Here is a 13,949-nt window from a genome sequence, read left to right on the forward strand (position 1 = left end):
TCAGCTGGCGACCCGCATGCGGGACTCGAAGCGGGCCAGCGTCCGCTGCGGAGTGTCCAGGTCGACCCAGATGACGCGCACGCACCCGTAGCCGGTGATCTCTCGGATCTCGTCCTCGCGTCGCTTCTCCTCGAACAGCGCGTCGCTGGGCGACTGGCCGGGCCTGAGCAGCTTTCCGTACTTGACCTTGCCGCCCCGCCTCAGCCGAGCAGGTCCTTCGACCGCAGCAGCTCCTCCGGCACACCGAAGCCGTCGACGAGCAGCCGCGCGTCCGGGCGCAGCTGGCGGCAGAGGCGGTTGACCTCGGCGGTGATGGCCTTGGAGCGCTCGGATGAGAGGCGGCCGTGCTCCATGAACCAGGCGCGGTCGGCCTCGATGACCGAGAGGGCGCTGAGGTCGCAGAGGAGGTCCATCAGGTCGCGTACGGGACCCTCGGGGAGCACCCGGACCTTCTCCCGGAACGCCTCGTGGATCAGCCGCTCGACGTGCGCGTGAGCGACCCCGATGACGTGGTCCTGCACCATCGAGAACACCTCGCCCGGAGAGCGCCCGGCCTTGACCCCGGACTGGAGCCGCCGGGCGACGCCGGCGAGCATGTGCTCCTCACGGAAGCGCAGCATCGCCAGGTGGTAGTCGGAGTCGAGGATGTCCGGCTCGCGCTCCCCGGCGATCGGTACGACGTCGCGGACCCGCTCGAGCAGCTTGTGCACGGCGGTGCGCTCCAGGACCGTCTCGACGGCGAGACCGGCCACGAAGCGTACGAGATCGAGCTGGTCCATCTCCTCGAACTCGCTGGAGTAGCCGGTGAGCAGCCCCTTGGCGACCAGCTGCAGCAGCACCGTGTTGTCGCCCTCGAAGGTCGTGAAGACGTCGGTGTCGGCCTTCAGGGCCGCGAACCGGTTGGCGGCCAGGTAGCCCGCCCCGCCGCATGCCTCGCGGCACTCCTGGATCGTCCGGGTCGCGTGCCAGGTCGCCAGGGCTTTCGTGCCGGCGGCTCGCGACTCGAGCTCGCGCCGGGCGTGCTCGGAGGTCGTCACGCCGGAGAAGACGTCGTGCAGGTCGTCGCGTACGACCTCCTGCGCGAAGCGCAGCGCATAGGTCCGCGCGACCAGCGGCAGCAGGCGCCGCTGATGCTGGCCGTAGTCGAGGAGCAGCGACTCCTCGGCGTCCGCCGACGCCTCGAACTGCCGGCGCCGCAGCGCGTAGCGGACGGCGATCGTCAGCGCGACCTCCGAGGCCCGGATCGCGGCGCCGCCGACCGAGACGCGTCCCTGCACGAGCGTGCCGAGCATGGTGAAGAAGCGCCGTCCGGCCGACTCGATCTCGGAGACGTACTCGCCGGCCTCGGTGACGTCCGCGAAGCGGTTCAGGAGAGACGTACGCGGCACCCGCACGCCCGTGAACCACAGCCGTCCGTTGTCGACGCCGTTGAGCCCCATCTTGGGTCCGTCGTCCGCGATCCTGACCCCGGGCGCGGGCTCCCCGTCGACCCGGATCGGCACCACGAACGCGTGCACCCCGCGCTCCTCGCCGCCGACCACGAGCTGGGCGAAGACGACGGCGAGCTCACCATGGGCCGCGGCGTTACCGATGTAGTCCTTGTACGCGTCCTCCCGGGTCGTCTCGATGACGAACTCCCGCGCATCCGGGTCGTAGGTGGCCACGGTCGCCACCGCGGCCACGTTGGACCCGTGGCCGTGCTCGGTCATCGCGAAGCAGCCGAGCAGGCGCCCGGAGACGATGTCGGCGAGGTAGCGGTCGTGGTGGCGGGCCGTCCCCAGCTGGAGGATGGCCCCGCCGAAGAGCCCGAACTGCACCCCGGACTTCACCAGCAGCGACAGGTCGCCGCCGGCCATCTCCTCGAAGGCGGCGATGGAGGCGCCGACGTCACCGCCCCCGCCGTACTCCTTCGGGAACCCGAGCCCGGTCAGACCGGTCGCGGAGACGTCGAGGAGCACCTCCCGTACGCGTTCGCGATACTCGGGCCGGGACAGTTCCTCGACCTCGTCGAGGAAGTCGGCGCGCTCGATCAGGGACTTGCGTACGTCCTCCCGGACTCCCGCGTATCGCCCGTCGAGAAGTGCGGTCAGTGAGGCTGCATCGATGGCGGTCACACCGCCACCTTAAGCCGAGACGGGTCCCGGATCAGGTCAGCTCGTGGGCGACCTTCGCCTCTCGTTCGGCGATCTCGTCGGACTCCGGGACGAGCCGTCGCACACCCTTGCGCTGGAACTTCTGGCCGGCCGCGAGGCCACCGAAGTAGTAGGCGACGAGCGCGATCATGCAGCCCGCGATGTCGTCGGCGAGGTAGTGCCAGCCGAAGTAGACGGTCGCCACGACGGTGATCCCGAAGTTGATCCAGCCGGCCCAGCGGGCGATCTTGTTGTCGATCGTGGCGTGGATCATCAGCGCCACCAGCAGGGTGATGCCGCAGTGCAGCGAGGCGAAGCCACCGACCGACTGCACCACGTTGGCGTCGACGTCGAAGAGGACGTGCTGCCGGGTGAAGACCAGCGACTCCATGAGTGTGCTCGCCGGTGTCTCGGGCAGGTCGGCGTAGAGATAGGGGTACTGCAGGCCCGGCCCGACCGTCGGCAGGCAGTAGTAGGAGACCGTGCCGAGGATCCAGGCGATGCACTGCGAGGCGACGAACCAGTAGCCGTAGGCCAGGTTGCGCGACCAGACCAGCCACGCGGCGACCGCGAACGGCACCAGCGGCAGGAACCACATGTAGATGTAGGAGAGGAACCAGGCCACCCAGCCGGTGCCGAGGAGGTCGTGGAGCAGGATCGCCGGGTCGGCACCGAAGAGCACCGCCTTGTCGATCAGGTGCAGCTCGTGGTCGAACTCATAGGTCTCCGGCACCACGAACGGCAGGAACGACTTGAGGTTCCGGTAGCAGACGTAGACCAGGTAGAAGCAGACGATGCCCAACGCCACGAGCGTCAGCCGCTCACGGGTCCAGTGGGTGCGGACCCGCTCCTTGAAGATCGGGCCCATGTCCTTCCACTTGAACTTGGACTTCCACAGCGTACGTGGCACGAGGTCGACGAGGAGGGCAGCTCCGACGAGGAGGGGAAGGCGGAGCCAGGACGGTCCGAGGAAGCCCTCCGGGTCGAGCATGCGCTTGTCGACGATCTGCGCGGTAACGACTGCGATCAGGCCGAAGATCAGCGCGCTACTGACGAGGAAGATCTGAGCGCGACGATACATAGCCGCTAAGTTTAAATGGCGGGTGGCTGCTCTGCCGATTCCTGGGCGCACGATTCCTGGGCGCACGATTCGGGGACAACAGATTCCGGAACGGCCAGCCGGTTCGGCTCCACCCGTAGCCTGACCGACTCCCCCGGCGCCGGCGCCGAGTCGGCGACGGCATCGACCTCACCGACCTCGTCGAGACGTACGACGAGCCGGTGCTGCTCCGGCGTGGCCCTGGCCGAGACCACGGTGCCGGTGAGCGGGCCGGCCGGATCGGCGACGAAGGCCGAGCGGCGGAGCGCGACCGCTCCGGCCGGTGCCAGCCCGGCGGCCTTCAGGACCGTGTACGCCGCCGGCCCCTCGAGCACGCGGGCGTACCCCAGGAACAGGGCGGCCCAGGTGTCCGTCGGCCTCGCCCACACCTCCCGCAGGGTCCCCGCCTGCACCAGGTGACCGTCGCGCAGGAGCGCGATCCGATCGGCGACCGCGAAGGCCTCCTCCTGGTCGTGGGTGACCATCAGCGCGGTGGTGCCCGCCTCGTGCAGGATCCGTCGCAGGTCGCCCGCGAGCCGTTCCCGCAGCCCGGCGTCGAGCGCGGAGAGCGGCTCGTCGAGGAGCAGCAGCCGCGGTTCGACGGCGAGCGCACGCGCGAGCGCGACCCGCTGCCGCTCGCCGCCGCTCAGTGTGCCCGGCAGTCGGTCCTGGTAGCCGCCCAGGCCGACGAGCTCGAGCAGGTCGGCGACCCTCCTCGTACGGTCGGCGGCCGGGATCCGGCGCAACCGCATCGCGTAGGCGACGTTGTTCGCGACGCTGAGGTGCGAGAACAGCTGCCCGTCCTGGAACATCAGCGCGAAGCCACGCTTGTGCGTCGGCACCCCGCGCAGCGGGCGCCCGTCCCAGCTGATCTCCCCCGTCGCCGGCTCCAGTCCGGCCACGGCCCGCAGCAGCGTCGACTTCCCCGACCCCGACGGCCCGAGCAGCGCCAGCACCTCGCCGTCCGCCAGCTCCAGGCTGACGTCCGTGACGGCAGCCTTCCCGTCGTACGCCACCGACACCTCACGCAGCGACAGCATCGCAACCTCGATCCTGCCGAGGCGTCAACCCCGTCGGCCGAGGCGTCACGTACGTCGGCCGAGAGGGCACAGCCGTGACGTCTCGGCCGACGCGAGTGACGTCTCGGCCGACGGGGGTGACTTCTCGACGGTTCACAGTGCTCCGATCGAAGGGACGCGGAGACGCTCGACGAGGAGCATCACGACGGCGGTGGCGGCGGCGAGGACGCATGCGGCGGCGAGGGCCATGCCGTAGTTGTCCGAGCCCGGGCGGGACAGCAACCGGAGGATGACGACAGGGAGGGTGGGGCGCTCCTCGCGGACGAGGAAGGAGGTCGCGCCGAACTCCCCCAGCGACGCCGCGAAGGCGAACCCGGAGGAGGCGAGGAGCGGCTTCCAGATGGCGGGTACGTCCACGGTCATGACCGCGCGCAACGGCCCGGCCCCGAGTCCGGCGGCGGCCTGCCGGAGACGGTCGTCGACCGACCCCAGGACCGGCACCAACGTCCTCGCAACCAGGGGCAACGCGACCAGCGCCTGCGCCAGCGGCACCAGCCACGGCTCGTCGCGGAAGTCGAGCGGGTCCGACCCGAGAGTCAGGTAGAGCCCGAGCCCCAGCGTGACGGCGCTGACCCCGAGCGGCACCATGAACAGCCCGTCCAGGACGGAACGTACCCGCCGCTCGGCCACCGAACGGGACCGACGCGTCACCGCGAACGCCACCAGCAGCCCGAGGGTCAGTGCTACCAACGATGCCTGCACCGCGACCGCCAGCGAGGTCATCAGCGCGGTCGTGGCCGGCACCGGCAGCGGAGGGTCGAACCCGGGAGTCTGCAGGGCCGTGTAGTTCCGGAGACTCCACCGGTCATCGTCTCGCAGCGATCCGAGCAGCAGGGCGAGCAGCGGCCCGGCGACCAGCAGGACCAGCACCGACGTCGACAACAGGGCCGGGATGTCGCGCAGCGAGACCCGCCGCCGGCGTACGACGACCCGGGACTGCGCGGGATCCGGGACCGATCGCAGTCGGCCGGCCACGACCAGCAGCCCGATGACGACCACCAGCTGGAGAACCGACAGCACCGCGGCACCGGGAAGGTCGAACAGGGTGAAGGTCAGCTTGTAGATCTCGGTCTCGATGCTGTTGTAGCGCACCCCGCCGAGGGTGAGCACGATCCCGAACGCGGTCGCGCAGAAGAGGAAGACGACCGACGCCGCCGAGACGATCGCGGGACGCAGCGCCGGCAGGGTGATCGTCAACAGGACCCGAGAAGGCGAGGCGCCCAGCGCGGCAGCGGCCTCCCCGGGACGCGGGTCGAGCGACTCCCAGGCCGCCCCGACCGCCCGGATCACCACCGAGGCGTTGAAGAAGACCAGCCCGAGGATGATCGCGGTCGGCGTCCCGTCGAGCCCCAGCCCGGCCAACAGCCCGGCCTCGCCGATGAGCTCACGGAAGGCGACCCCGACGACGACGGTGGGGAGCACGAACGGCACCAGCAGCCCCGCCCGGATGAACCGCTGCATCGGAAAGCTCAGCCGATAGAGCGCGTACGCAGCCGGCAGCCCGAGCGCGACGCTCAGCACCGTCGCCAGCCCCGAGGACCACAGCGTGAACCAGAGCGCCCGCTGGATCTCCGGGCGCCCCACGATCCTGGACACGACCGACGGATCGAAGGATCCCTCGAAGAACAGGCCGCGCTGCACCATCCCGGTGACCGGCAGGACGAAGAAGACCGCCAGCACGGCCACCGGGAGAGCGGCGAGCGCGACCAGGGTCCCGATTCGCCGGATCACAGCACGACGGGTGGAGCTCACTGCGCGATCGTGTCACTCCAGGTCGCCAGCCACGCTTCCCGGTTCTCGTCGATCTCCTCGGGCTCGACGGAGAGCGGCGAGGTGGGCTGCTGGGCGAACTTCGCCCAGTCGGCGGGCAGCTCGACGCCGGAGGAGACGGGGAAGACGTACATGCTCTCCGGCAGTGCCCCCTGCACGCTGTCGGAGAGCATGAAGTCGATCAGCGCCTTGGCGCCCTCGGGGTGGTCGGCGCCCTCGAGCACGCCGGCGTACTCGACCTGTCGGAAGCAGGTGTCCAGCAGCGCCTTGGTCGTCGTCTTGCCGTCCTTGACGGTGAAGGCCGGCGAGGAGTCGTACGACACGACGATCGGTCGCGTCCCCTTGCCGCCGCCCTGGGTGAAGTCGGAGTAGTAGGCCTGGTCCCAGCCGTCGACGACCTTGGTGCCGTTGTCCATCAGCTTGCCCCAGTAGTCGGCCCAGCCGTCCTCGCCGTACTCGGCCACGGTCGCCAGCAGGAACGCCATGCCCGGCGTCGACGTCGCCGCGCCGGGGGTCACGAAGAGATCCTTGTACGCAGGCTCGGCCAGGTCGTCGAGCGTCTCCGGCGGCGTCAGCTTCTTGGCCGCGAACCACTCGGTGTCGATGTTGACGCACACGCTGCCGTTGTCGACCGGGGTGAGGAAGTGCTTCTCGTCGCCCGGGAGGTTGAACTCGTCGACCCCGGCCGGGACCGTCTCCGGCGTGTAGGCCTCCAGCGCGCCCTGGTCGATCGCGCGGCTGGCGAAGGTGTTGTCGACGCCGAAGACCGCGTCACCGTCGGGGTTGCCGGTGTCCATGGCGATCTTGGTGGTCAGCTCGCCACCGTCGCCCGCGTGCCGGATCTCGGCGGTGTAGCCGGTCTTTTCGGTGAACTCGGCCAGCACCTCCTTCGGCAGCGTGAAGCTGTCGTGGGTCAGCAGCACGACGGTCTTGTCGTCGGAGCCGCTCGAGGGCTCGGCGTCCGGCTCGGCAGGGCTGCCCCCGCACGCGGACAGCAGCAGAGCCGAGATAGCAGTGGCAGCGATGGCAGGCGTACGCATGCGCATTTCTGACTCCCTTCGCCGGTATCAACCGGAGCAGGTTCGGAGGGTCTGCGGCGCTGTTCGCCGCACTCTCAGGCCTCCCGGCCTCCCCTGTCTGTTCCCGGCAACACTACTGCTTGCCAGAATCGACCCATGACCGACGTCGCCATCTCGTCCTTCGACGACCTCTCCCCGACGACCGCGTACGCCCTGTGGCGGCTGCGCCAGGACGTCTTCATCGTCGAGCAGGACTGCCCGTACCCCGATCTGGACGGCCGCGACCTCGAGCCCGGAACGCGTCACGTGGTGCTGAGCGACGGCGGCCAGCTCGCCGGCACCGCCCGCATCCTCGACGACGGCGACGTGTGGCGGATCGGCCGCGTCGTCCTCGCCCCCTCCCACCGCGGGAAAGGCCTCTCCGACGTCATCATGAGAGCCGCCATCGAGGCCGTCCCCCACCGCGACATCGTCCTCGACGCTCAGACGCCGCTGGCCGGCTGGTACGCCAAGCTCGGGTTCGTCAAGGACGGCGAGGAGTTCCTCGAGGACGGCATCCCCCACACCCCGATGCGCCTCACCCGCTGACGGGGGCGAACAGCACGCTGGTCTCGGTCTCCTCACGAGTGGCCTGACCGCGGGCGGCCAACAGCTCGAGGTGGGCCTTGGTCTCCATGACCGCGAGGCCGGCGTTGAAGTAGTCGAGTTCGGCGAAGGCACGCTCGTGGCGGGTCCAGCCGAGGTCGTTGGCGACCTCGAGCGCAGAGCGCCTCCCTGCCTGCAGGGACGCCAGCGACTGGGCGAGGCGGGACTCGTGATGGGCCAGGAGCTCGTCGACGCGGGCGTGCGACGACGAGGCGACGGGGCCGTGGGCGGGGAGAAGGCGCAGGTCGGGGAGGGTGCGGACCTTGGTCAGCGACGCCATGAAGTCGCCCAGCGGGTCGATGACCGGCACCGGCTCGAACCCGATCGACGGCGTGATCGTGGGCAGCACGTGGTCGCCGGCGAACAGGACCGAGCCGGCCAGGTCGGCGTAGACGTAGTGGCCCTGGGTGTGACCAGGGGTGTGCACGGCATCGAGGTCGCGGCCGGCCACGTCGAGGCGTACGTCGCCTTCCAACCACCGAGAAGGCATCCGCCAGTGGGACAGATCGGGTGCCGGCGGCGGGTTGGCCGCCCACTTCGCGGCCAGCTCGTGCGCACCGGCGTGGGCGAGCAGCCGATCGGTCGAGACCCAGCCGTCGAGGTCGCCGTTGGTGAGCTCGAGGGTCGGCCGGTCGCCGGCGCCGAGCAGCACGTCCGCGCCGAACTCCTGACCGAGCACCGAGGCGAGCGTGTAGTGGTCACGGTGCACGTGGGTGACGAGGAAGCGCCGGATGTCACCGAACTCGAAGCCGAGCCTCTTCAGGCCGTTCTCCAGCGCAGAGCGGCCCTCGGTGATCGCCCAGCCGCCATCGACCAGCGAGAGCCCGTCGTCTCCCTCGAGGACGTAGATGTTGACCGCCTTGAGCCCGTCCATCGGCAGCGGCAGCGGGATCCGGTGTACGCCGTCGGCGACCGTCCACGCTCCCGGAGCGGACCAGTGCTCCCCCGAGTCAGGCGAGATGGCGGTGGCTGTCGACTGACTCATCGGTCTCCTTCGGGTCGACCTCTCCAGAGCCAGAGCAGACCCAGGATCGGCAACAGGGCGGGAACGAATCCGTATCCGCTCCCGAACTTCGACCATACCGAGTCGTCCGGGAACCAGGACGGCACGGCCAAGGACAGGACACCGACCACGATGACACCGGCCAGCTCGATCCACAGCATGATCTTCGCGAAGCCCGCCGACCCGTTGGCGGCTCGGCGGATCGCGAACCAGCCCGCGACGTACGTCGCCGCGGCCACCACCGAGAGCGAGTAGGCGATCGGGGCCTCGTCGAAGTCGGTGAAGACCTGCACCAGCGACCGGGCGCCCGCGGCGAGCACGAAGATCGCGTAGACGGTCAGCAGCACCAGGTGCGGACCGGAACGAGTCTTGGCAGGTGAGGTCGCGGTCACCGGACCATCATGACGCGTACGGCCACGACGCCCGTCGCCAGGGCCGCCGCCGCGATCACGCCCGAGGACCAGGTCGAGCGGTCCGTACGCATCGTCTGCAGCGCCAGCGGCATCAGGCACACCAGCGCGCCGAGGTAGCCCAGGAAGGTCGACAGCGACTCCGGCTTGCGTCCGCCCGACCAGGCCGCCAGCGCGCCGATCGCGAGCACGACCGCCAGGAGCTCCAGCATCCACGCCACCTGGTCCAGCCACTTCGGCCGGGGCGCCTTCAGCACCACGCCGAGCGCGGCCGCGATCGTCACGAACGCGGCATACCCGGCCACGATAAATCCGATCAGGGTCACGGCGTCCACGTGCCAATCTTCTCCAATGACCTCTGCCTCCCGTGGCCCAGCCCCCGATCCTGGGCTCGTCGCCCGTCTCCGCGCCGCCGGCTGCGTCTTCGCCGAGGACGAGGCCGCGCTGCTCGAGTCCGCCCCGGTCTCCGCCCAGGAGCGGGAGGAGATGGTCGTACGCCGCGTGGCCGGCGAGCCGCTGGAGCTCATCCTGGGCTGGGCAGAGTTCTGCGGGCTCCGGATCCGGGTCGCGCCGGGGGTGTTCGTGCCCCGGCAGCGCTCGGCGCTGATGGTGGACCTCGCCGTAGGGTCGGCCGGGCGAGGCGCGATCCGCAGGGTTCTCGACCTCGGCTGCGGGACCGGAGCGCTGGGCGCCGCCATCGCGGCACGTCTCCCGGACGCGGAGGTCTGGGCCACCGACATCGACCCGGCGGCAGTCGAGTGCGCTCGGCAGAATCTGCCCCCGAGCCAGGTGCTCCTCGGCGACCTCTACGACCCGCTCCCCCACGACCTCGAGCTCGACGTGATCGTGGCCAACGCCCCGTACGTGCCCAGCGACCAGATCCGCAACATGCCGCCCGAGGCGCGCGACCACGAGCACCACGTGGCCCTCGACGGCGGCGCGGACGGACTCGACGTGCAGCGCCGCGTGATCGAGCAGGCTCCGAAGCATCTGGCCCCCGGCGGCGTACTCGTCATCGAGTCCGGCCAGGAGCAGGCGCCGGTCACCGCGAGCCTGATGCGGGAGCAGGGGCTGGTCGCGGAGATCCATCACGACGAGGACCTCTACGCGACCGCGGTGACGGGGACGATGGCCTGAAAGACGATGGCCTGAAAAGCGAGGCGTCCCTCTGATTGCACACCACCCCCGCAGTGTGCATTCAGAGGGACCGCCACCTTGAAAGTTCGTCCACCCCCCACCGGCGGACGACCTTCTCGCCGGTGAAACGGGCCAGCCGCGGAACCATGACGCGAGTTGGGAAGAATTTTTTCGAGAATCCCGTCAGACTTCCGTCATGCAGGCTTACGGTCTGGCGCACCTGGTGCCGTTGTCCCTGCTCACAGCAGGGATCGTGGCCGTCGTCTGGCTGGGCAGGCGGCAGCGGGCCGACCCGGAGCCGTCGAGATTCTCACGAGGGTTCGCGCTCGCGATCCCGCTGACGACGATCCCGCTGCAGGCCCACGAATGGGTCACCGACTTCGATCTCTTCATCGATCTGCCGATCCACCTGTGCGACCTGGCGTGGGTCGCGGCGGCGTTCGCGCTGTGGACCCACCATCCCTACCCGATCGCGCTGACGTGCTTCTGGGGCCTCACGCTGACCACGCAAGGCGTCTTCACCCCGGACGTGATGGACTTCCCGGACGTCAGCTACTTCACCTTCTGGGGCCAGCACCTGATGATCGTGACCGCCGCGGTCTACCTGGTCTTCGGGCTCAAGCTGCTACCCCGGTGGCGCGACTACGGCTGGGCGGTCGCGACCACCGCGGCATGGGCCGCGGTGGCGTACGTCCTCAACCTCGCCCTCGACGCCAACTACGGCTACCTGCGCTACAAGCCGGAGTCGGGCTCGATGCTCGACCTGCTGGGGCCGTGGCCGGTCTACGTCCTCAACGAGATCCTGATCGTCGCCGGCGTGTGGGCGCTGGTCACGCTGGGACTGCGGATCTGGGCCCGTCAGGACGGGTCGACGAGGACGCCGGTGCGCTCGTAGTCGGCGAGAGCCGAGGCGTACGGCGCCAGGTCGATGCCCTTCTCGCTCACCCAGCCGTCGTCGTAGTAGGACGAGCGGTAGCGCTCCCCGGAGTCGCACAGCAGCGAGACGACGCTGCCCTCGGTGCCGGCCTCGGACATCTCGCGTACGACACCCAGCGATGCCCACACGTTGGTGCCCGTCGAGGGGCCGACCGAGCGGCCCATCCGGGCCGAGAGCCAGCGCATCGTCGCGATCGACGCCGCGTCGGGGACCTGGACCATGTCGTCGACGACCCCGCCGACGAAGGACGGCTCGACCCGCGGCCGGCCGATCCCCTCGATGCGCGACGGCATGCCGGTGGCGTAGTCGGAGGTGTCCGTCTCCCAGCCGCCGTAGAAGGCGGAGTTCTCCGGGTCGGCGACCATCAGCTTGGTGGGGTGACGGCGGTAGTGGAGGTAGCGGCCGATCGTCGCCGAGGTGCCGCCGGTGCCGGCCGAGACGACGATCCACGTCGGCACCGGGTGTCGCTCCTGCGACATCTGGTCGAAGATCGACTCGGCGATGTTGTTGTTGCCACGCCAGTCGGTCGCCCGCTCGGCGTAGGTGAACTGGTCCATGTAGTGGCCGCCGCACTCGCGGGCGAGGCGCTCGGCCTCGGCGTACATGTCGGGTGCGCGGTCGACGAAGTGGCAGCGGCCGCCGTGCCACTCGATCAGGCGCACCTTCTCCTCCGAGGTCGAGCGCGGCATGACCGCGACGAACGGCAGCCCGAGGAGCCCGGCGAAGTAGGCCTCCGAGACCGCGGTGGATCCCGAGGAGGCCTCGACCACCGTCGAGCCCTCGTGGAGCCAGCCGTTGCAGACCGCGTAGAGGAACAGCGACCGGGCGAGGCGGTGCTTCAGCGAGCCGGTGGGATGAACCGACTCGTCCTTCAGGTAGAGGTCGACACCGCTGCTCGCACCCTCGCGGACCGGGAGCGGAACGACGTGCAGATGGGTGTCGGCCGAGCGCTGCGCGTCGGCCTCGACGCGGCGTACGGCTTCGTCGATCCAGGCGCGATGAGAGTCAGAGAGGCGAGGCACCGGCCGAGCGTAACTCCACCCTGATCTGTCCCCAGCATGTGCGGTGAGCCACAATGACAGACCGAAACACGATCGGGTCCGGGCAGTGAAGTTGCCCACAAGTTAGACCGATCTAAGGACCCCGATTAACCATTGCGGCCCCAAAAGCGAGACAAAAGACCTGTGGACGAACCTCTTGACGTAGTGCTGATCGGCGGCGGCATCATGAGCGCCACCCTGGGCGTGCTCCTCCAGGAGCTCGAGCCCAGCTGGTCCATCAAGCTGATCGAGCGGCTCGACTCAACCGCCGCCGAGTCCTCCGGCCCATGGAACAACGCCGGCACCGGTCACTCCGCGCTGTGCGAGCTCAACTACAGCCCGCAGAACGCCGACGGCTCGGTCGACATCTCCAAGGCGATCAACGTCAACGAGCAGTTCCAGCTCTCCCGTCAGCTGTGGTCCTTCCTGGTCGAGAACGGCCGCATCCCGAACCCGGACAAGTTCATCCACACCGTGCCGCACATGTCCTTCGTGTGGGGCGCCGAGAACGTCGACTACCTCCGCAAGCGCTACGAGGCGCTCTCGGTCCACCCGCTCTTCAGCGGGATGGAGTTCAGCGAGGACCCCGAGGTCATCAAGGGCTGGGCGCCGCTGCTGCTCGAGGGCCGCTCGGCCAAGGCGCTCGCCGACGAGCCGATCGCGGCCACCTGGACCAACGCCGGCACCGACGTCGACTTCGGCTCGCTCACCTCGATCCTGACCCGCACCCTGGTGGACAAGGGCGCCGACCTGGAGACGGGCTCCGAGGTCACCGACCTGCACCAGACCATGGACGGCTTCTGGCACGTCTACGGCCGCAACGAGACCGGGAAGTACCACCTGCGTTCCCGCTTCGTCTTCGTCGGCGCCGGCGGCTACGCGCTTCCGCTGCTGCAGAAGGCCGCGATCCGGGAGATCCGTGGCTTCGGCGGCTTCCCCGTCTCGGGTGAGTTCCTGCGTACGTCCAAGCCGGAGCTCGTCGCCCAGCACCGCGCCAAGGCCTACGGCAAGGCCGCCGTCGGTGCTCCGCCGATGTCGGTGCCCCACCTCGACACGCGTTATGTCGAGGGCAAGACGCACCTGATGTTCGGTCCGTACGCCGGGTGGAGCCCCCGCTTCCTCAAGACCGGATCGCTCACCGACCTGTTCCTCTCGGTGCGGCCCCACAACCTGCTGCCGATGCTGCGGGCCGGGCTGACCAACATGGATCTCACCGTCTACCTGGTCAAGGAGCTGCTGCGCTCGCCGCGCAAGAAGTTCGACGACCTCCTCGACTTCTTCCCCGCCGCCGACCGCAAGGACTGGGACCGGGTCATCGCCGGCCAGCGGGTGCAGGTCATCCGCCCCGACGGCGTACTCCAGTTCGGCACCGAGGTCATCACCGCCGAGGACGGCACCATCGCCGGCCTGCTCGGCGCCTCCCCGGGAGCCTCGACCGCCCCGGCGATCATGCTCAACGTCCTGCGCCGCTGCTTCCCCGACCGTTGGGACGGCTGGCAGCCCCAGCTCAAGACGATGATCCCGGCCACCGGTCCGGAGCTCAGCGCCGACCCCGAGCTCGCCGCCGAGACCTTCGCGCGCACCGACCGCCAACTCCACCTCGGCTGACCGACCCCAGCCGAAGCGTCACCCGCGTCGGCCGAAGCGTCACTACGGTCGGCCGAGGCGTCAGCACCAT

The 13,949-nt window shown here is 69.7% G+C and carries 13 protein-coding genes and 1 riboswitch; of the genes, 4 read left to right on the top strand and 9 right to left on the bottom strand.

The features are described 5' to 3' along the window. Window positions 1–200: 200 nt before the first annotated feature. The 5 genes from ABT304_RS05395 to ABT304_RS05415 form a co-directional block, all read right to left on the bottom strand. Window positions 201–2,114, bottom strand: coding sequence for an acyl-CoA dehydrogenase family protein (locus tag ABT304_RS05395; protein WP_350713671.1), 1,914 nt, complete (start codon window positions 2,112–2,114; stop codon window positions 201–203). Between the two features lie 31 nt (window positions 2,115–2,145). After that, window positions 2,146–3,213, bottom strand: coding sequence for a phosphatase PAP2 family protein (locus ABT304_RS05400; RefSeq protein WP_160026369.1), 1,068 nt, complete (start codon window positions 3,211–3,213; stop codon window positions 2,146–2,148). 11 nt (window positions 3,214–3,224) lie between these two features. Further along, window positions 3,225–4,271 carry an ABC transporter ATP-binding protein gene (locus ABT304_RS05405; RefSeq protein WP_350713672.1) on the bottom strand — a complete coding sequence of 349 codons (1,047 nt, stop codon included), beginning with the start codon at window positions 4,269–4,271 and terminating at the stop codon, window positions 3,225–3,227. Window positions 4,272–4,403: 132 nt separating this feature from the next. After that, window positions 4,404–6,062, bottom strand: coding sequence for an ABC transporter permease (locus ABT304_RS05410; protein ID WP_350713673.1), 1,659 nt, complete (start codon window positions 6,060–6,062; stop codon window positions 4,404–4,406). Continuing rightward, on the bottom strand, window positions 6,059–7,120 hold the full coding sequence (locus ABT304_RS05415) for a thiamine ABC transporter substrate-binding protein (protein WP_350713674.1): 1,062 nt from the start codon (window positions 7,118–7,120) through the stop codon (window positions 6,059–6,061). Before ABT304_RS05415 ends, ABT304_RS05410 begins: the two co-directional genes overlap by 4 nt. Continuing rightward, window positions 7,117–7,225: riboswitch (TPP riboswitch) on the bottom strand. (Overlaps the previous gene by 4 nt.) 30 nt (window positions 7,226–7,255) lie before the next feature. Between ABT304_RS05415 and ABT304_RS05420 the strand changes: the two genes are divergently transcribed. Continuing rightward, on the top strand, window positions 7,256–7,687 hold the full coding sequence (locus tag ABT304_RS05420; RefSeq protein ID WP_350713675.1) for a GNAT family N-acetyltransferase: 432 nt from the start codon (window positions 7,256–7,258) through the stop codon (window positions 7,685–7,687). On the opposite strand, the gene ABT304_RS05425 is transcribed toward ABT304_RS05420, so the two are convergent. The 3 genes from ABT304_RS05425 to ABT304_RS05435 are packed head-to-tail and all read right to left on the bottom strand — an operon-like array spanning window position 7,677 to window position 9,492. Beyond that, on the bottom strand, window positions 7,677–8,729 hold the full coding sequence (locus tag ABT304_RS05425) for an MBL fold metallo-hydrolase (protein ID WP_350713676.1): 1,053 nt from the start codon (window positions 8,727–8,729) through the stop codon (window positions 7,677–7,679). The genes ABT304_RS05420 and ABT304_RS05425 overlap by 11 nt on opposite strands. Next, window positions 8,726–9,139: a hypothetical protein gene (locus ABT304_RS05430; RefSeq protein ID WP_160026365.1), complete on the bottom strand. Its 414-nt coding sequence runs from the start codon at window positions 9,137–9,139 to the stop codon at window positions 8,726–8,728. The genes ABT304_RS05425 and ABT304_RS05430 overlap by 4 nt, the downstream gene beginning before the upstream one ends. Beyond that, complete coding sequence (locus ABT304_RS05435; protein ID WP_350713677.1) at window positions 9,136–9,492, bottom strand: hypothetical protein; 357 nt, start codon at window positions 9,490–9,492, stop codon at window positions 9,136–9,138. The genes ABT304_RS05430 and ABT304_RS05435 overlap by 4 nt, the downstream gene beginning before the upstream one ends. Window positions 9,493–9,508: 16 nt before the next feature. On the opposite strand from ABT304_RS05435, the gene ABT304_RS05440 reads away from it, so the two are divergent. Both ABT304_RS05440 and ABT304_RS05445 read left to right on the top strand, forming a co-directional pair. Further along, window positions 9,509–10,294, top strand: a complete 786-nt coding sequence (locus ABT304_RS05440; protein WP_350713678.1) for a putative protein N(5)-glutamine methyltransferase — start codon at window positions 9,509–9,511, stop codon at window positions 10,292–10,294. A 196-nt stretch (window positions 10,295–10,490) separates the two neighbouring features. Beyond that, window positions 10,491–11,189: a YwaF family protein gene (locus ABT304_RS05445; protein ID WP_350713679.1), complete on the top strand. Its 699-nt coding sequence runs from the start codon at window positions 10,491–10,493 to the stop codon at window positions 11,187–11,189. Here ABT304_RS05445 and cds1 read toward each other — a convergent pair. Next, complete coding sequence (gene cds1 / locus ABT304_RS05450) at window positions 11,153–12,253, bottom strand: L-cysteine desulfhydrase Cds1 (protein ID WP_350713680.1); 1,101 nt, start codon at window positions 12,251–12,253, stop codon at window positions 11,153–11,155. The genes ABT304_RS05445 and cds1 overlap by 37 nt on opposite strands. A gap of 162 nt (window positions 12,254–12,415) precedes the next feature. On the opposite strand from cds1, the gene ABT304_RS05455 reads away from it, so the two are divergent. Then, entirely contained in the window at window positions 12,416–13,879 is a 1,464-nt protein-coding gene (locus ABT304_RS05455; protein WP_350713681.1) for a malate:quinone oxidoreductase, read from the top strand. Window positions 13,880–13,949 lie beyond the last annotated feature (70 nt).

Origin of the sequence: Nocardioides sp. NPDC000445, from assembly GCF_040300245.1 — a bacterium.
GTDB lineage: Bacteria > Actinomycetota > Actinomycetes > Propionibacteriales > Nocardioidaceae > Nocardioides.